Annotated in this window: 17 protein-coding genes; 9 read left to right on the plus strand and 8 right to left on the minus strand. The window is 52.9% G+C overall.

The window, feature by feature from the left end; translation table 11 throughout:
* Positions 1-14 precede the first annotated feature (14 nt).
* The 5 genes from dnaE (at position 15) to tilS (ending at position 8,515) form a co-directional block, all read left to right on the plus strand.
* Positions 15-3,497 carry a DNA polymerase III subunit alpha gene (gene dnaE / locus FDX24_RS23285; RefSeq protein WP_137365007.1) on the plus strand — a complete coding sequence of 1,161 codons (3,483 nt, stop codon included), beginning with the start codon at positions 15-17 and terminating at the stop codon, positions 3,495-3,497.
* A 12-nt stretch (positions 3,498-3,509) separates the two neighbouring features.
* Positions 3,510-4,469 carry an acetyl-CoA carboxylase carboxyl transferase subunit alpha gene (gene accA, locus FDX24_RS23290; protein ID WP_061067282.1) on the plus strand — a complete coding sequence of 320 codons (960 nt, stop codon included), beginning with the start codon at positions 3,510-3,512 and terminating at the stop codon, positions 4,467-4,469.
* A 99-nt stretch (positions 4,470-4,568) separates the two neighbouring features.
* Positions 4,569-6,707: a lysine decarboxylase LdcC gene (ldcC, locus tag FDX24_RS23295; protein WP_124021709.1), complete on the plus strand. Its 2,139-nt coding sequence runs from the start codon at positions 4,569-4,571 to the stop codon at positions 6,705-6,707.
* A 64-nt stretch (positions 6,708-6,771) separates the two neighbouring features.
* Positions 6,772-7,161, plus strand: coding sequence for a VOC family protein (locus tag FDX24_RS23300; protein WP_048212638.1), 390 nt, complete (start codon positions 6,772-6,774; stop codon positions 7,159-7,161).
* 61 nt (positions 7,162-7,222) lie between these two features.
* Complete coding sequence (gene tilS / locus FDX24_RS23305; protein ID WP_137365008.1) at positions 7,223-8,515, plus strand: tRNA lysidine(34) synthetase TilS; 1,293 nt, start codon at positions 7,223-7,225, stop codon at positions 8,513-8,515.
* 63 nt (positions 8,516-8,578) lie between these two features.
* On the opposite strand, the gene rof is transcribed toward tilS, so the two are convergent.
* Together rof and FDX24_RS23315 are read right to left on the minus strand one after the other, a co-directional pair.
* On the minus strand, positions 8,579-8,839 hold the full coding sequence (rof, locus tag FDX24_RS23310; protein WP_003018503.1) for a Rho-binding antiterminator: 261 nt from the start codon (positions 8,837-8,839) through the stop codon (positions 8,579-8,581).
* A complete protein-coding gene (locus FDX24_RS23315) occupies positions 8,826-9,026 on the minus strand; it encodes a YaeP family protein (protein WP_003018499.1) in 201 nt (66 codons plus the stop codon). Before FDX24_RS23315 ends, rof begins: the two co-directional genes overlap by 14 nt.
* 188 nt (positions 9,027-9,214) lie before the next feature.
* On the opposite strand from FDX24_RS23315, the gene FDX24_RS23320 reads away from it, so the two are divergent.
* The 3 genes from FDX24_RS23320 to nlpE are packed head-to-tail and all read left to right on the plus strand — an operon-like array spanning position 9,215 to position 10,909.
* On the plus strand, positions 9,215-9,760 hold the full coding sequence (locus FDX24_RS23320; RefSeq protein WP_061067286.1) for a YaeQ family protein: 546 nt from the start codon (positions 9,215-9,217) through the stop codon (positions 9,758-9,760).
* Positions 9,757-10,179 (plus strand): alternative ribosome rescue aminoacyl-tRNA hydrolase ArfB, encoded by a 423-nt coding sequence (arfB, locus tag FDX24_RS23325; protein WP_061067287.1) that lies wholly within the window; start codon positions 9,757-9,759, stop codon positions 10,177-10,179. The genes FDX24_RS23320 and arfB overlap by 4 nt, the downstream gene beginning before the upstream one ends.
* Before the next feature lie 31 nt (positions 10,180-10,210).
* Positions 10,211-10,909: an envelope stress response activation lipoprotein NlpE gene (gene nlpE / locus FDX24_RS23330; RefSeq protein WP_105242149.1), complete on the plus strand. Its 699-nt coding sequence runs from the start codon at positions 10,211-10,213 to the stop codon at positions 10,907-10,909.
* Between the two features lie 43 nt (positions 10,910-10,952).
* On the opposite strand, the gene proS is transcribed toward nlpE, so the two are convergent.
* From proS to metN, 6 genes are all read right to left on the minus strand, one after another.
* Entirely contained in the window at positions 10,953-12,671 is a 1,719-nt protein-coding gene (gene proS, locus FDX24_RS23335) for a proline--tRNA ligase (RefSeq protein ID WP_137365009.1), read from the minus strand.
* Positions 12,672-12,781: 110 nt separating this feature from the next.
* Positions 12,782-13,489 (minus strand): tRNA (N6-threonylcarbamoyladenosine(37)-N6)-methyltransferase TrmO, encoded by a 708-nt coding sequence (tsaA, locus tag FDX24_RS23340; RefSeq protein WP_101741421.1) that lies wholly within the window; start codon positions 13,487-13,489, stop codon positions 12,782-12,784.
* Complete coding sequence (gene rcsF, locus FDX24_RS23345) at positions 13,486-13,890, minus strand: Rcs stress response system protein RcsF (RefSeq protein WP_040230040.1); 405 nt, start codon at positions 13,888-13,890, stop codon at positions 13,486-13,488. The genes tsaA and rcsF overlap by 4 nt, the downstream gene beginning before the upstream one ends.
* 116 nt (positions 13,891-14,006) lie before the next feature.
* Positions 14,007-14,822: a methionine ABC transporter substrate-binding lipoprotein MetQ gene (gene metQ / locus FDX24_RS23350; protein WP_003829145.1), complete on the minus strand. Its 816-nt coding sequence runs from the start codon at positions 14,820-14,822 to the stop codon at positions 14,007-14,009.
* A 44-nt stretch (positions 14,823-14,866) separates the two neighbouring features.
* Positions 14,867-15,520 (minus strand): methionine ABC transporter permease MetI, encoded by a 654-nt coding sequence (locus tag FDX24_RS23355; protein WP_006686810.1) that lies wholly within the window; start codon positions 15,518-15,520, stop codon positions 14,867-14,869.
* Positions 15,513-16,544, minus strand: coding sequence for a methionine ABC transporter ATP-binding protein MetN (gene metN, locus FDX24_RS23360; RefSeq protein ID WP_048212630.1), 1,032 nt, complete (start codon positions 16,542-16,544; stop codon positions 15,513-15,515). Before metN ends, FDX24_RS23355 begins: the two co-directional genes overlap by 8 nt.
* A gap of 189 nt (positions 16,545-16,733) precedes the next feature.
* Between metN and gmhB the strand changes: the two genes are divergently transcribed.
* Complete coding sequence (gene gmhB / locus FDX24_RS23365) at positions 16,734-17,300, plus strand: D-glycero-beta-D-manno-heptose 1,7-bisphosphate 7-phosphatase (RefSeq protein WP_137365010.1); 567 nt, start codon at positions 16,734-16,736, stop codon at positions 17,298-17,300.
* Positions 17,301-17,396 lie beyond the last annotated feature (96 nt).

The raw sequence follows: 17,396 nt of genomic DNA on the forward strand, positions 1-17,396 counted from the left end.
GAAGGAATCTGAAGATGTCTGAACCTCGTTTCGTCCACCTGCGGGTGCACAGCGACTACTCCATGATCGATGGGCTGGCGAAAACCGGGCCGCTGGTGAAAAAGGCGGCCGCGTTGGGCATGCCTGCGCTGGCGATCACCGATTTTACCAACCTGTGTGGTCTGGTGAAGTTTTACGGAGCGGGTCATGGCGCAGGTATTAAGCCGATTGTTGGCGCAGATTTTCATGTCCGTAGCGAACTATTGGGTGATGAACTCACGCAACTGACTGTACTGGCTGCTAATAATACGGGCTACCAGAACCTGACGTTGTTGATATCAAAAGCCTATCAGCGCGGCTATGGTGCAGAAGGGCCGGTGATCGACAGAGACTGGCTGGTTGAGCTAAAAGACGGGTTAATCTTGCTTTCCGGCGGCCGTATGGGCGACGTCGGACGCAGCCTGTTGCGTGGGAACAACGCACTGGTCGACGAGTGCGTGGCGTTTTATGAAGAGCATTTCCCTGATTGCTACTTCCTTGAGCTGATCCGTACCGGTCGACAGGATGAAGAAAATTACCTGCATGCTGCAGTAGCGCTGGCCGAAACACGCGGCCTGCCGGTGGTCGCGACCAACGATGTTCGCTTCCTTGAAACCGGTGACTTTGACGCGCATGAAATCCGCGTAGCAATCCACGACGGGTTCACCCTTGATGATCCCAAACGCCCGCGTAACTATTCGCCGCAGCAGTACATGCGCAGCGAAGATGAGATGTGCGAGCTGTTCTCCGATATTCCGGAAGCACTGCAAAACACCGTCGAGATAGCTAAACGCTGCAACGTGACGGTGCGCCTGGGTGAATACTTCCTGCCGCAGTTCCCGACTGGCGACATGACCACCGAGGATTTCCTCGTCGCGAAATCGCGTGAAGGCCTGGAAGAACGTCTGGAGTTTTTGTTCCCCGATCCTGAAGTTCGCGCGCAGAAGCGCCCGCCTTATGATGAACGTCTGGAAGTTGAACTTAAAGTTATCAACCAGATGGGCTTCCCGGGTTACTTCCTGATCGTAATGGAATTTATCCAGTGGTCGAAAGATAACGGTGTACCGGTAGGCCCTGGACGTGGTTCCGGTGCAGGCTCGCTGGTGGCCTACGCGCTGAAAATTACCGACCTTGATCCGCTGGAATTCGACCTGCTGTTCGAACGTTTCCTGAACCCGGAACGTGTCTCAATGCCCGACTTCGACGTTGACTTCTGTATGGAGAAACGCGACCAGGTCATCGAACACGTGGCGGAAATGTACGGTCGTGATGCGGTTTCGCAGATTATTACCTTCGGTACGATGGCGGCAAAAGCGGTTATCCGCGACGTGGGCCGCGTACTGGGTCACCCGTATGGCTTTGTTGACCGTATTTCGAAACTGGTGCCGCCCGATCCGGGCATGACGCTGGCTAAAGCCTTTGAAGCCGAACCTCAACTGCCGGAAATCTATGAGGCAGATGAAGAGGTTAGAGCGCTTATTGATATGGCGCGCAAGCTGGAAGGTGTCACGCGTAACGCGGGTAAGCACGCCGGTGGCGTGGTTATCGCACCGACCAAAATTACCGATTTTGCGCCGCTGTACTGCGATGAGCAGGGGCTGCACCCGGTTACCCAGTTTGATAAGAACGACGTGGAATACGCCGGTCTGGTGAAATTCGACTTCCTCGGTCTGCGTACGCTCACCATCATTAACTGGGCGCTTGAGATGATCAACGCGCGCCGTGAGAAGAACGGCGAACCGCCGCTGGATATCGCTGCGATTCCGCTGGACGACAAGAAAAGCTTCGACATGCTGCAACGCTCGGAGACAACAGCCGTCTTCCAGCTTGAATCCCGCGGCATGAAAGATCTTATCAAGCGACTGCAACCTGACTGCTTCGAAGATATGATAGCCCTGGTGGCCCTGTTCCGACCGGGTCCGCTACAGTCGGGGATGGTAGATAACTTTATCGACCGTAAGCATGGTCGTGAAGAGATTTCCTACCCGGACGTACAATGGCAGCATGAGTGTCTGAAACCGGTACTGGAGCCGACCTACGGCATTATCCTGTATCAGGAACAGGTTATGCAGATTGCCCAGGAGTTGTCCGGCTACACCCTTGGCGGCGCGGATATGCTGCGTCGTGCGATGGGTAAGAAAAAGCCGGAAGAGATGGCCAAGCAGCGCGGCACCTTTGAAGAAGGGGCGAAAAAGCGCGGCGTCGACGGCGAACTGGCGATGAAAATCTTTGACCTGGTGGAGAAATTCGCCGGTTACGGATTTAACAAATCGCACTCCGCTGCCTATGCGCTGGTTTCTTACCAGACGCTGTGGCTGAAGGCGCATTATCCTGCCGAGTTTATGGCGGCGGTAATGACCGCCGATATGGATAACACCGAGAAAGTCGTCGGACTGGTGGATGAATGCTGGCGCATGGGGCTCAAAATCCTGCCGCCGGACATCAACTCCGGGCTTTATCATTTTCACGTGAATGATGATGGCGAGATTGTCTACGGCATCGGCGCGATAAAAGGCGTGGGTGAAGGGCCAATTGAGGCTATTATTGAGGCGCGAAATGAAGGGGGTTACTTCCGCGAGCTGTTTGATCTCTGTGCGCGTACGGATATCAAAAAACTCAACCGCCGGGTGCTGGAAAAGCTAATCATGTCCGGGGCGTTTGACCGCCTTGGCCCGCATCGCGCGGCGTTGATGAACTCGCTCAGCGATGCCCTAAAAGCCGCCGATCAGCATGCGAAAGCCGAGGCAATTGGTCAGGCTGATATGTTTGGCGTACTGGCGGAAGAGCCGGAACAAATTGAACAGTCTTATGCCAACTGTACGCCGTGGCCGGAGCAGGTGGTATTAGACGGTGAGCGTGAAACGTTAGGTCTTTACCTGACGGGACATCCTATCAATCAGTATTTAAAAGAAATTGAGCGCTATGTTGGAGGCCACAGGCTGAAAGACATGCATCCGACAGAACGTGGTAAAGTCACCACGGCTGCGGGGCTCGTCATTGCTGCGCGGGTAATGGTCACCAAGCGCGGCAATCGTATCGGCATCTGTACACTGGATGACCGTTCCGGGCGTCTGGAAGTGATGTTATTTACCGATGCTCTGGATAAATACCAGCAATTGCTGGAAAAAGACCGCATACTTATCGTCAGCGGACAGGTCAGCTTTGATGACTTCAGCGGCGGGCTTAAAATGATGGCCCGTGAAGTCATGGATATTGACGAAGCCCGGGAAAAATATGCTCGCGGGCTTGCTATCTCGCTGACGGACAGGCAAATTGATGACCAGCTTTTAAACCGACTCCGTCAGTCTCTGGAACCCCACCGCTCGGGGACAATTCCAGTACATCTCTACTATCAGAGGGCGGATGCGCGTGCGCGTTTGCGTTTTGGCGCAACGTGGCGTGTCTCTCCGAGCGATCGTTTGCTAAACGATCTCCGTGGCCTTATTGGTTCGGAGCAGGTGGAACTGGAGTTTGACTAATACAGGAATACTATGAGTCTGAATTTCCTTGATTTTGAACAGCCGATTGCAGAGCTGGAAGCAAAAATCGATTCTCTGACTGCGGTTAGCCGTCAGGATGAGAAACTGGATATTAACATCGATGAAGAAGTGCATCGTCTGCGTGAAAAAAGCGTAGAACTGACGCGTAAAATCTTCGCCGATCTTGGCGCATGGCAGGTAGCCCAACTGGCGCGCCATCCACAGCGTCCGTACACCCTGGATTATGTCCGCCTGGCATTTGATGAATTTGATGAGCTGGCGGGCGATCGTGCCTATGCGGATGATAAAGCTATCGTCGGCGGCATCGCGCGTCTGGATGGCCGTCCGGTGATGATCATTGGTCATCAGAAAGGCCGTGAGACCAAAGAAAAAATCCGTCGTAATTTCGGCATGCCAGCGCCGGAAGGCTATCGCAAAGCGCTGCGTCTGATGGAAATGGCTGAGCGCTTCAACATGCCGATCATTACCTTCATCGACACCCCAGGGGCATACCCGGGCGTGGGCGCGGAAGAGCGTGGCCAGTCTGAAGCGATTGCGCGCAACCTGCGTGAAATGTCGCGTCTGAGCGTGCCGGTTATCTGTACCGTTATCGGTGAAGGTGGCTCCGGCGGCGCGCTGGCGATCGGCGTGGGTGATAAAGTGAATATGCTGCAGTACAGCACCTATTCCGTTATCTCTCCGGAAGGCTGCGCCTCCATTTTGTGGAAAAGCGCCGACAAAGCGCCGCTGGCCGCAGAAGCGATGGGCATCATCGCCCCGCGTCTGAAAGAGCTGAAGCTGATTGACTCTATCATCCCGGAACCGTTGGGCGGCGCCCATCGTAACCCGGAAGTGATGGCGGCATCCCTGAAAGCACAACTGCTGGCCGATCTCGCCGATCTCGACGTGTTAAGCAAAGAAGATTTGAAAAACCGTCGTTACCAGCGTCTGATGAGCTATGGTTACGCGTAAACTGCATTAATTCTGAAAAGGGCCACAACGCTGTGGCCCTTTTTTTTACCTGCAGTTTGACCAGGCTATGCTTAACTAAGGTTTTTCCAGGAGGAACGCATGAATATCATTGCCATCATGGGACCGCATGGCGTCTTTTATAAAGATGAGCCCATCAAGGAACTTGAACGTGCGCTGCAGCAGCAGGGATTTCAGATTATCTGGCCGCAGAATAGCGTCGACCTGCTGAAGTTTATCGAGCATAACCCGCGAATTTGCGGCGTCATTTTTGACTGGGATGAATACAGTCTGGATCTGTGCAGTGACATCAATCAGCTCAATGAGTATCTCCCGCTCTACGCTTTTATTAATACCCATTCGACGATGGATGTCAGCGCACACGACCTGCGCATGGCGCTGTGGTTCTTTGAGTACGCATTGGGCCAGTCTGACGATATTGCTACGCGTATTCGCCAGTACACCAATGAATATCTCGACAACATTACGCCACCTTTTACCAAAGCGCTGTTTACCTATGTGAAGGAAGGGAAGTATACCTTCTGCACGCCTGGGCACATGGCGGGAACGGCGTACCAGAAAAGTCCTGTCGGCTGCCTGTTCTATGATTTCTTTGGCGGCAATACGCTGAAAGCCGACGTGTCCATTTCCGTAACCGAACTGGGCTCATTGCTTGATCATACCGGTCCGCATCTGGAAGCGGAGGAGTATATCGCGCGTACTTTTGGTGCCGAGCAGAGCTATATGGTGACCAACGGCACCTCGACATCGAACAAGATTGTCGGTATGTATGCTGCACCTGCAGGCAGTACTCTCCTGATTGACCGCAACTGCCATAAGTCACTGGCGCATTTGCTGATGATGAGTGATGTGGTGCCAATCTGGCTGAAGCCTACGCGTAACGCGCTGGGGATCCTCGGCGGTATACCCCGTCGGGAATTTACCCACGCAAGCATTGAACGCAAAGTTGAGGAAACCAATCAGGCGCAATGGCCGGTCCACGCGGTGATCACCAACTCCACCTATGATGGCCTGTTGTATAACACCAACTGGATCAAACAAACGCTGGATGTGCCCTCCATCCATTTTGATTCAGCCTGGGTGCCGTATACCCATTTTCATCCGATCTATCAGGGGAAAAGCGGGATGAGCGGCGAACGGGTACCGGGAAAGGTGATTTTTGAAACCCAGTCCACCCACAAGATGCTGGCGGCGTTGTCACAGGCTTCGCTGATCCACATTAAGGGCGATTATGACGAAGACACGTTCAACGAAGCCTTTATGATGCACACCTCTACGTCTCCAAGCTACCCGATTGTTGCGTCTATCGAAACGGCGGCGGCAATGCTGCGTGGCAATTCAGGCAAGCGGTTAATCAATCGTTCGGTGGAACGGGCGCTGCATTTCCGTAAAGAAGTGCAGCGGCTACGCGAAGAGTCAGATGGCTGGTTCTTTGACATCTGGCAGCCGGAAAGGGTGGATGAAGCAGAGTGCTGGCCAGTGTCGCCTGGCGAAGACTGGCACGGATTTGTCGATGCTGACGCCGACCACATGTTCCTCGACCCGGTGAAAGTGACCATTCTGACACCGGGAATGGATGAACAGGGAAATATGAGCGAAGAGGGGATCCCCGCAGCGCTGGTGGCGAAATTCCTCGATGAACGCGGCGTCGTCGTCGAGAAAACGGGACCGTATAACCTGTTGTTCCTGTTCAGCATTGGTATTGATAAAACCCGGGCGATGGGGCTGCTACGTGGCCTGACGGAATTTAAACGTTCATACGACCTGAATTTACGCGTGAAAAATATGCTGCCGGATCTGTATGCCGAAGATCCTGATTTCTATCGTAATATGCGTATTCAGGATCTGGCTCAGGGGATCCATAAACTGATCCGCCAGCACGATCTCTCCGGGCTGATGCTGCGGGCATTTGATACCTTACCGGAAATGAAAATGACACCTCACCAGGCCTGGCAGCGGCAGATCAAGGGTGAAGTCGAAACGGTAGCACTTGATCAACTGGTGGGGCGCGTTTCCGCCAATATGATCCTGCCTTACCCTCCCGGTGTGCCGCTGCTGATGCCCGGGGAAATGATCACTGCCAAAAGCCGCGCTGTACTCGATTTCCTGCTGATGCTGTGCTCGGTGGGGCAGCGCTACCCTGGATTTGAAACCGATATCCATGGCGCTAAACTGGGTGAGGACGGCGTGTATCGTGTGAGAGTCCTGAAAATGGCATAACGACTTGCCTGAACCCGTTGCGCACGAGTAACGTGCTGAGAGTAAAATTAAAGAGGCGAAGAGCATGCTGGGGTTAAAACAGGTTCACCATATTGCCATTATTGCGACGGACTACAGAGCCAGTAAGGCATTTTACTGCGATGTATTAGGTTTCACGTTAATGAGCGAAGCCTACCGGGAAGAGCGTGACTCCTGGAAAGGCGATCTGGCGCTGAACGGCCAGTACGTGATTGAGCTGTTTTCTTTTCCGTTTCCGCCTTGCCGCCCGAGTCGACCGGAAGCCTGCGGTTTACGCCATCTGGCGTTCAGCGTCGAGGATGTGGAAAAGTCGATTGCTCATCTTGAAGCCCATCATGTGAAATGTGAGCCGGTGCGCATCGATCCGTTTACCGGCAAACGCTTTACGTTTTTTAACGATCCAGACGGATTACCGCTTGAATTGTACGAGCTGTAAGGCTTGTCATTGTGGCGTTAGCCCGGTAACGTGCCGGGCAATGCTATTGTAAGCAATCATTATGACGACACTTACACTGAACACTTCACTTCTGAACACTAACGCGATCCTCGTTGCCTTTAGCGGCGGCCTCGACTCTACCGTACTACTGCATCAGTTGGTGCTGTGGCGAGCGCAGCATCCTGATGTCGCCCTACGCGCAATCCATATTCATCACGGATTAAGCCCGCACGCAGACAGTTGGGTACAGCACTGTGAGTCGGTATGCGCGCAGTGGCAGGTGTCGCTGGTGGTTGAGCGGGTACACCTTGAGGATGATGGTCTGGGCATCGAAGCCCAGGCGCGACGCGCGCGCTATCAGGCGTTTGCGCAGACCTTACTACCGGGCGAGGTGCTGATGACCGCACAGCATCTCGATGACCAGTGTGAAACCTTTCTGCTGGCGCTTAAGCGCGGCAGTGGTCCTGCCGGACTTTCCGCCATGGGGGAAAGCTATCCGTTTGCCGGAACCCAACTGATTCGACCGCTGCTGGCGCAAACGCGAGAGGCGCTTGAAGCATGGGCACGGCAGCATGAATTATGCTGGATTGAAGATGAAAGCAATCAGGATGATACCTACGATCGCAATTTCCTCAGGTTGCGCGTTACCCCATTGCTCCAACAGCGCTGGCCGCACTTCGCGCAAGCCGTTGCCCGCAGCGCCGCGCTGTGCGCCGAGCAGGAGAGTTTATTGGATGAACTGCTGGCCAGCGATTTAGCCGATTGCATCACATCCCGCGGAACACTGTTACTGACGCCATTAATGATGATGAGCGGCGTGCGTCGTGCCGCGCTGCTTCGTCGCTGGCTGGCGGGGTTAAATGCGCCGATGCCTTCCCGTGATGGGCTGGAACGTATCTGGCAGGAAGTGGCGCTGGCGCGGGAAGATGCGTCACCAAGTTTTCGCCTCGGGGAGTACGAGGTCCGTCGTTATCAGTCACAGCTGTGGTGGGTGAAGTCAGTCGATGGGCAAAGCGAAACTGTTATCCCGTGGTTAGAGTGGAAAACACCGTTGGCGCTGCCTGCCGGATTGGGTTCGGTTCAGTTAATCTCTGCGGGTGATTTGCGCTTGCCGCAAGCGGATGAAGTCGTCAGTATCCGTTTTAAAGCGCCAGGGGTATTGCATATTGTCGGGCGTAACGGCGGACGGAAATTAAAGAAAATCTGGCAGGAGCAGGGGATCCCGCCCTGGCGACGAGATATCACACCGCTGCTGTTTTACGGCGAAACGTTGATTGCGGCTGCGGGTGTTTTCGTGACGCGTGAGGGGGCGGCGGAAGGCGAAGAAGGCGTGAGTCTGGTATGGCATGCCTGATGGTGCTGCGCTTAACAGGCCTACGTATCACATGGAAAGCAGGCCGGATAAGGCGAAAAAAAGTTAAGATTCGCTGACCACCACGGTACCAATTTGCGGGTGACTGAAACTGGCAATTTTGTCGAGACGAAGCTCCCGGGTTTCACCTGCGACATCTGCGACCAGATACTCCACGTTTTTGCGTGAAACCAGGTCGTTCGCTTTCGCCTGCAAAACTTCGCCATCTTTTAGTGCCAGCGTCAGTAACAAATGGTGCTGGCAGGCGAGTTCAAGATTGTCGTAATCATCGCAGTTGATGGGTTGATACGTTTCATTCATTGACATAATCGCTCACCAGTAAGTTCGCGGCAGCATACGCCGCTTTTTCCCTGACCGACTCTGGAAGGGCGCTGTCTGCCGCCACTTCATTAAGCACCTTCAATACGCAACCCAGCGCATCCGGGATATACCCTAAGTCTCCGCTGGCGATTTCCGCGTACCGCTTGCGTATTAACTCACAATATTTTTCCACATGCCCTCCTGTCAGCACTCTGACTTAACCGTGGATGCAAGTCTAAGCCTACGAAGATAAACTCTGTTTAGCAAGGTGACTATACCATACTCATTCAAGCAATATCAGCGCCTTGATAGAGGAGCAGTTAGCAGCCTTTTGCCGCAGTTTTCGCTACAATGTGCGCCTGATTCGAAAGGAGTTCTCTCATGGCGCTTAAAGCGACAATTTACAAAGCCGTCGTCAACGTAGCGGATCTTGACCGCAACCAGTTCCTTGACGCGACATTGACGCTGGCGCGTCACCCTTCAGAAACCCAGGAACGCATGATGTTGCGTCTGTTGGCATGGATTAAATATGCTGACGAGCGGCTGCAATTCACGCGGGGTTTAAGCGCTGAAGACGAACCCGAAGCATGGTTGCGCAACGACCACCTGGGCATTGATCTCTGGATTGAACTCGGCTTGCCGGATGAGCGTCGCATTAAGAAGGCGTGTACCCAGTCTGCTGAAGTCGCTTTGTTTGCCTATAACAGCCGTGCAGCGCAAATCTGGTGGCAGCAGAACCAAAGCAAATGCGCGCAGTTTAAGAATCTTACCGTGTGGTATCTGGATGATGAACAACTGGCACAACTGAGTGACTTTGCCGGTCGTACAATGGCGCTACAGGCGACTATTCAGGATGGCGCTATCTGGCTGTCTGATTCTCAGAATAATCTGGAAATTCACCTGACCACGTGGCAGCCGCGTTCATGATCGTTATCTCCCGAAATGTCTCTATCCCAGATAACGAGCTGGAAATCACGGCGATTCGGGCACAGGGTGCAGGTGGACAGCACGTTAATAAGACCTCGACGGCTATCCATTTGCGCTTTGACATTCGGGCCTCTGGGCTGCCAGAGTATTACAAGGAACGCCTGTTGGCTGCCAGTCATCATCTGATTACAGGCGATGGCGTGATTATTATTAAGGCGCAGGAATACCGTAGCCAGGAATTGAACCGGGAAGCGGCAATCTCCCGACTGGTGGCGGTGATAAAAGAATTAACCGCAGTGCAGAAAAGTAGGCAGGCTACGCGCCCGACTCGCGCTTCAAAAGAACGCAGATTGTCATCGAAGGCGCAAAAGTCCACTGTGAAGGCACTGCGCGGGAAAGTTCGTCGCCCACAGGACTGACGAATGGGAATACAATATTGAGAAGGAATCTGTGGTGAAAACAGCAATACTGTCATTAGCAGCTGTATTTACACTCTTTGCCTTGATCGGCTGTAACAACCGCTCTGAAGTTGATGCTTTGCAACCGACGCAAGCGGCAGAATTAAAACCGATGCAGCAAAGCTGGCGTGGCATCTTGCCTTGTGCGGACTGCGAAGGGATTGAAACTTCTTTGTTCCTGGAAAAAGATGGAACATGGGTAATGAACGAACGCTATCAGGGCGTACGTGATGAACCGTCTTCGTTTGCTTCATATGGCTCGTGGGCGCGTACGGCTGATAAGCTGGTGCTAACGGACAGCAAAGGTGAAAAGTCGTACTACCGGGCAAAAGGCGAGGCGCTGGAAATGCTCGATCGTGAAGGTAATCCGATAGAGTCGCAGTTCAACTATACCCTCCAGCCAGTTTCCGCCAGCTTACCGGTGACGCCAATGCCGATGCGGGGAATGTACTTCTATATGGCTGATGCGGCAATCTTTACCGACTGCGCAACGGGTAAGCGGATGCCAGTGGCGAATAATGCTCAGCTTGAACGTGACTATTTAGCTGCGCGTGCAGAAAATGGACAGTCCGTATTGCTGACGCTTGAGGCGCATTTCACAATGGAGGCGAACCCGGACACCGGCGAGAAAGTGAAAACGCTGATGGCGGATAAAGATGCGAAATTTATCCCCGGTAAAGGATGTAATTAATTGATGTAAAAAAGGCCCTGATCCTCAGGGCCTTTTGCTGGTATTAGCCTTTAATGGCTTTCACCAGGTAGTCAACGATGTTGCCGGTTTTAATCAGCTGTTTCTCGCCGTTACGACGATATTTGTATTCAATATCATCGTTATCGAGGTTACGGTCGCCGAGCACGATAGTGTGCGGAACACCGATCAGCTCCATATCGGCAAACATCACGCCCGGACGCTCTTTACGGTCGTCCATCAGCACTTCAATGCCCTGAGCGCGCAGCTCAGCGTACAGTTTTTCAGCCAGCTCCTGCACGCGGTAGGACTTGTGCATGTTCATTGGCAGAATAGCGACCTGGAACGGTGCGATGGCGTCTGGCCATACAATGCCGCGATCGTCAAAATTCTGCTCAATAGCAGCAGCAACCACGCGAGTCACCCCGATACCGTAGCAGCCCATGGTCAGAATCTGATTACGGCCATCTTCACCCTGAACAGCAGCTTTCATCGCTTCAGAATACTTGGTACCCAGTTGGAAGATGTGGCCCACTTCGATACCGCGTTTGATCAGCAGTGTACCTTTGCCATCCGGGCTTGGATCGCCTGCGACCACGTTACGGATATCTGCCACTTCCGGAGTTGCAACATCACGATCCCAGTTAATACCGAAATAGTGCTTACCGTCGATGTTGGCGCCGGCGGCGAAATCGCTCATTACCGCAACGGTACGGTCGATAACTACGGGAATCGGCATGTTCACCGGACCGAGCGAACCCGGACCTGCTTTCACGACGGCACGGATTTCTTCTTCAGTAGCAAAAGTCAGCGGGCTGGCAACCTGCGGCAGTTTTTCTGCTTTGACTTCGTTCAGCTCGTGATCGCCGCGAACCAGCAGAGCAACCAGCGGGTAGCTGCTACCTTCAACCGCTTTCACCAGCAGGGTTTTCACGGTTTTTTCGATAGGCAGGTTGAACTGCTCAACCAGTTCGGCGATGGTTTTGGCGTTCGGAGTATCAACCAGCGTCATTTCCTGAGTTGCTGCTGCGCGCGGCTCTTTCGGCGCAACGGCTTCAGCAAATTCGATGTTGGCAGCAAAATCGGAGCTGTCGGAGAATACAACGTCATCTTCGCCGCTCTGCGCCAGTACCTGGAATTCGTGAGAAGCGCTACCGCCGATAGATCCGGTATCAGCCTGTACTGCGCGGAAATCCAGGCCCATACGGCTAAAGATTTTGCTGTACGCGGCATACATCGCGTCGTAAGTTTCCTGCAGAGATTCCTGAGAAGTATGGAAAGAGTACGCATCTTTCATCAGGAATTCGCGGGAACGCATCACGCCGAATCGTGGGCGAACTTCGTCACGGAATTTCGTCTGGATCTGATAGAAGTTCAGCGGCAGCTGTTTGTAAGAGCTCAGCTCATTACGGATCAGGTCGGTGATGACTTCTTCATGCGTTGGGCCGAGTACGAATGAACGATCGCCACGGTCTGCGATACGCAGCAGTTCCGGGCCGTACTGTTCCCAACGACCGCTCTCTTCCCACAGTTCAGAAGGCTGAACGACCGGCATCAACACCTCGATCGCACCGGCGTTGTTCATTTCTTCACGCACGATGTTTTCGACTTTTTTCAGGACGCGCACGCCGGTCGGCAGCCAGGTGTATAACCCGGAGGCCAGCTTGCGGATCATCCCGGCGCGCAGCATCAGCTGGTGGCTGATGACTTCGGCGTCGGCAGGTGTCTCCTTCAGAGTGGAGAGCAGATATTGGCTAGTACGCATGTTGTTACGGTTCCAGTTGAACGATCGAACAGGCTGGATGCCAGCCTGACACAAAAAAAGTGGTTTAGTTTACCAGCGAGAAAGGGATGTCAAAAGAGAAGGGCACGAAATTAGCGGGGTTCAAGCGCAAAGACTTCAAAACCTTCTTCCGTTACGCGCCAGCGCACGTTGAAATCGTGTAGCCAGACGGCATATGTTTTGCCTGTCTCTTCACCCTTACGATACGCAGGACGTGGGTCCTGTGCCAGTACTTCGCCGATAAATGTTTTCAGCAATGGATAACGTTTTTCCAGCGCCAGGAGCTGTTGTTCAACCTCTGTAGTGAAACTTACCGCCATTTCGGCAACCGGCGCATGCTGCGCGTAGCTGGCTGTGGCATCAGGCAGTGCTTCTGCAAATGGCAGATAAGGTTTGATGTCGACCACCGGCGTTCCGTCGACCAGGTCCAGACTACCCAGTTTCAGAATGACGCTCTCTTTGTGGCAGACAATTTCTTTTAACTCAACCAGCGACATACCGACAGGGTTAGGACGAAAGGTCGAACGCGTGGCAAAGACGCCCATTCTGGCGTTACCGCCCAGACGGGGTGGGCGCACGGTTGGACGCCATCCACCTTCCATTGTCTGATGAAAAACAAAAATCACCCACAAATGGCTGAATGCTTCCAGGCCGCGAACAGCATCGGCCTGGTTATAGGGCGCGAGCAAATGCAGTTCGCCGTTGGCGCTTTTCACCAGACCTGGCTGGCGCGGCACAGCGAACTTTTCTTTATAAGGAGAGCGGATAACGCCTATTTGCTCGAACTGAAAATGACTCATTTAGACGAAATGTTCAGAGCAGAACCGATGCAAACTGCCTGACGATAGCAGCCCGGCGTCCCGCTGGTTACTTCGCAGCTGTGCAGCAATACCGCATTTGCTTTCATTTTAGAGGCGTTAATCTGCATGCGTTTGCGTGCGGTTGGAATGCTCGGCGGGGAATCCTGGTTGGATGCCTGGCAGGATTCGCCGCTGACTTCGCCGAGATCGCGGAACGGTTTGCCCACTAAATCTTCAGCGTTAGTGATGATTCTTACCGGCGTCGCGCGCGGTGCTTTTGGTTTTTCCGGCTCCGCTTTTGGCGGGGTAGCGGTGCTTTGAACGGGTTCAACAGGGGATCTGCTTAACATAGAACAGCCGCTCAGCATGAGTGCTACTAAACAGATCGGTAAAGCACGCATAATATTTCCTCAATGAATGATCTAAACGTCAGATATTGAATCAGGTGCTTGCATAAATGACAAGACGGGCAAGCGCCCGTCCTGATGATATTACAGATTGTGAAAACAGCCTAAAATTACCAGCCTTTAACAGCACCGCCGTTGAAGACTTTGTTTGCCGCTTCGTAAACTTCGTCTGATTGGTATGCTTCAACGAATTTCTTCACGTTCTCAGCATCTTTATTGTCTTCACGCGTCACGATCAGGTTTACGTACGGAGAATCTTTATCTTCAACAAAGATACCGTCTTTTGCTGGCGTCAGGCCGATCTGGCTGGCATAGGTGGTGTTGATGACTGCCAGCGCGATTTGCGCGTCATCCAGTGAGCGTGGCAACTGCGGCGCTTCCAGTTCAACCAGCTTCAGGTTTTTCGGGTTTTCAATCACGTCCAGCGCGGTCGGCAGAAGGCCAACGCCATCTTTCAGTTTAATCAAACCGACTTTCTGCAGCAGTAGCAGGGAACGGCCGAGGTTAGTCGGGTCGTTTGGAATAGCGACCTGAGAGCCATCCTGCAGTTCATCCAGTGATTTGATTTTTTTGGAATAGCCTGCAATCGGATAAACAAAGGTATTACCTACGGCAACCAGTTTGTAACCACGATCTTTGATCTGCTGATCCAGGTACGGTTTGTGCTGGAAGGCGTTAGCATCGATATCGCCTTTGCTCAGCGCTTCGTTAGGCAGAACGTAATCGTTAAACGTGACCAGCTCAACGTCCAGACCGTATTTTTCTTTAGCCACTTTCTGGGCGACTTCAGCAACCTGCTGCTCTGCGCCAACGATAACACCCACTTTGATGTGGTTAGGATCTTTTTCATCCTGGCCACAACCCACAAGTGCCAGAGAACCGATTAGGGCTCCAACTGCCGCAAAGGTTTTGAATTTGAACGCCATGCTTATTTCCTTTTCTTAATGAGTTTTTAGTGTTGTGTGTAACGTTATTTGTGCGTGACTACCCGGACGATGCGATCGCCAGATAACTGAATTAAATAAACCAGAACGACGAGCAATACCAGTACTGTATTCATTACGGTAGCGTTATACCCAATGTAGCCATACTGATAGCCAATCTGGCCAAGACCACCGGCACCGACAGCACCGCCCATCGCCGAGTAACCAACCAGCGTGATGAGGGTGATGGTGGCCGCATTGACCAGCCCTGGCAGCGCTTCTGGCAGTAATACCTTACGAACAATCTGCAGCGGTGTAGCGCCCATCGCACGTGAGGCTTCAATCAGCCCGGTCGGGATTTCCAGCAGGGCGTTTTCCACCATACGAGCAATAAATGGCGCGGCGCCGACGGTCAGCGGGACGATAGCGGCCTGCAGTCCGATAGAGGTGCCTACGATCATGCGGGTGAACGGAATCATCCACACCAATAAGATGATGAACGGGATGGAACGGAAAATGTTCACCAGCGCAGAGAGCGTACGGTAGAGCTTCGCATTCTCAATGATTTGCCCCGGGCGCGTGACGTACAACAGCACGCCAACCGGCAGACCAATCACAAAACCAAAAAAACCGGACACAAAGGTCATTGCCAGCGTTTCCCATACGCCGCGAACCAGCAGCCACATCATCGGCTCAGACATAACCCAGTACCTCTACTTTTACGTGGTGTTCCTGCAACCAGCTAATGGCTGCTTGTGTATCTTCCTGTGTGCCGTGCATTTCAGTCAGCATGATGCCGAACTTCACGCCGCCGGCGTAATCCATCTGCGCGCTAATAATGTTGTTATTCACGTTAAAGCGGCGAGCCGTCTCAGAGAGTAATGGCGCATCAACGGAATGGCCGGTGAATTCCATACGCAACATCGGCACGCTGTCGGCTTGCGGCTCTGCTTTTAACCGTTCCAGATAATCTTCCGGGATATCCAGGTGCAGCGTGGACTGAATAAATTTCTGTGCCAGTGGTGTTTTCGGGTGTGAGAACACTTCACTGACGGTGTCCTGCTCAATCAGTTCGCCATTACTGATGACCGCGACGCAGTCACAGATACGTTTTACAACGTCCATCTCATGAGTAATCAGCAGAATGGTGAGACCCAGGCGACGGTTAATGTCTTTCAACAATTCCAGAATCGAGCGGGTTGTTGCTGGGTCAAGGGCGCTGGTGGCTTCATCGCACAGCAGTACTTTGGGATTGCTTGCCAGCGCACGGGCGATCGCCACACGCTGTTTTTGTCCACCGGAAAGGTTGGCCGGGTAGCTGTCATGCTTGTCGCCAAGACCGACTAAATCCAGCAGCTCTGTTACACGGCGTTTAATCTCTTCTTTTGGTGTGTTATCCAGTTCCAGCGGCAGCGCAACGTTGCCAAACACGGTGCGGGAAGAGAGCAGGTTAAAGTGCTGGAAAATCATGCCAATTTGACGGCGCGCTTTAGTCAGCCCGGATTCAGATAGCGTCGTCAGCTCCTGGCCGCCGACCTGAACACTGCCTTCGGTGGGGCGCTCGAGCAGGTTTACGCAGCGGATGAGCGTACTTTTACCGGCACCGGAGGCGCCAATAACGCCATAAATCTGCCCGGCAGGAACATGCAGGCTGACATTGTTTAGCGCCTGAATGGTGCGAGTCCCCTGCTGGAACACTTTGGTGATATTCGAAAGTTTAATCATTGGTTATTTATTATCGTAATTAAGTTAGCCGTGGCATTTTCGTCTGTCTGGGACGGTCGACGCCGTCAACAAGATGGATGTTAAGGCATCCAGACGTCTAAATCAATCTAGCTTTGCACGATGAGCACTTTCTTGCCCGCCGAAACATGCGATACTAGAGCCACATGCCTTATTCAGGAGCTATAAAAGGTGGCAAAATCTGTACCCGCAATTTTTCTCGACCGTGACGGCACTATTAATGTGGACCACGGTTACGTCCATGAGATCGACGAGTTCGAATTTATCGACGGCGTTATTGATGCCATGCGTGAACTTAAAAAGATGGGTTATGCGCTGATTGTCGTGACGAACCAGTCTGGTATTGCCCGTGGCAAATTTACCGAGGCACAATTCGAAACGTTGACTGAATGGATGGATTGGTCATTGGCCGATCGTGATGTTGATCTGGATGGTATCTATTATTGTCCTCATCATCCGCAGGGCACAGCCGAAGAGTACCGCCAGGTCTGCGACTGCCGTAAACCGCATCCGGGTATGTTTATCTCTGCGCGAGACTTTCTGCACATCGATATGGCTGCTTCTTATATGGTGGGCGATAAAATAGAAGATATGCAGGCGGCGACAGCTGCAAATGTAGGAACGAAGGTATTAGTGCGCACTGGCAAGCCAGTCACTCCGGAAGCAGAAAATGCGGCAGATTTAGTGCTAAATAGTCTGGCGGACTTGCCAATGGCGATAAAAAAGCAGCAAAAGTAAGCGCTATGGATAAAAGGTGAGCGGTTGAAACAAAAATGCATTTTTCCGCTTGTCTTCCTGAGTCGACTCCCTATAATGCGCCTCCATCGACACGGC

Source organism: Citrobacter sp. wls716, from assembly GCF_005280975.1.
Classification (GTDB): domain Bacteria; phylum Pseudomonadota; class Gammaproteobacteria; order Enterobacterales; family Enterobacteriaceae; genus Citrobacter; species Citrobacter youngae.

What these genes read in the sequence shown, in the direction of transcription:
- dnaE (WP_137365007.1), top strand. Translation starts at nt 15, where the DNA reads ATGTCTGAACCTCGTTTCGTCCACCTGCGGGTGCACAGCGACTACTCC.
- accA (WP_061067282.1), top strand. Translation starts at nt 3,510, where the DNA reads ATGAGTCTGAATTTCCTTGATTTTGAACAGCCGATTGCAGAGCTGGAA.
- ldcC (WP_124021709.1), top strand. Translation starts at nt 4,569, where the DNA reads ATGAATATCATTGCCATCATGGGACCGCATGGCGTCTTTTATAAAGAT.
- FDX24_RS23300 (WP_048212638.1), top strand. Translation starts at nt 6,772, where the DNA reads ATGCTGGGGTTAAAACAGGTTCACCATATTGCCATTATTGCGACGGAC.
- tilS (WP_137365008.1), top strand. Translation starts at nt 7,223, where the DNA reads ATGACGACACTTACACTGAACACTTCACTTCTGAACACTAACGCGATC.
- rof (WP_003018503.1), bottom strand. Translation starts at nt 8,839, where the DNA reads ATGTCAATGAATGAAACGTATCAACCCATCAACTGCGATGATTACGAC.
- FDX24_RS23320 (WP_061067286.1), top strand. Translation starts at nt 9,215, where the DNA reads ATGGCGCTTAAAGCGACAATTTACAAAGCCGTCGTCAACGTAGCGGAT.
- arfB (WP_061067287.1), top strand. Translation starts at nt 9,757, where the DNA reads ATGATCGTTATCTCCCGAAATGTCTCTATCCCAGATAACGAGCTGGAA.
- proS (WP_137365009.1), bottom strand. Translation starts at nt 12,671, where the DNA reads ATGCGTACTAGCCAATATCTGCTCTCCACTCTGAAGGAGACACCTGCC.
- tsaA (WP_101741421.1), bottom strand. Translation starts at nt 13,489, where the DNA reads ATGAGTCATTTTCAGTTCGAGCAAATAGGCGTTATCCGCTCTCCTTAT.
- rcsF (WP_040230040.1), bottom strand. Translation starts at nt 13,890, where the DNA reads ATGCGTGCTTTACCGATCTGTTTAGTAGCACTCATGCTGAGCGGCTGT.
- metQ (WP_003829145.1), bottom strand. Translation starts at nt 14,822, where the DNA reads ATGGCGTTCAAATTCAAAACCTTTGCGGCAGTTGGAGCCCTAATCGGT.
- FDX24_RS23355 (WP_006686810.1), bottom strand. Translation starts at nt 15,520, where the DNA reads ATGTCTGAGCCGATGATGTGGCTGCTGGTTCGCGGCGTATGGGAAACG.
- metN (WP_048212630.1), bottom strand. Translation starts at nt 16,544, where the DNA reads ATGATTAAACTTTCGAATATCACCAAAGTGTTCCAGCAGGGGACTCGC.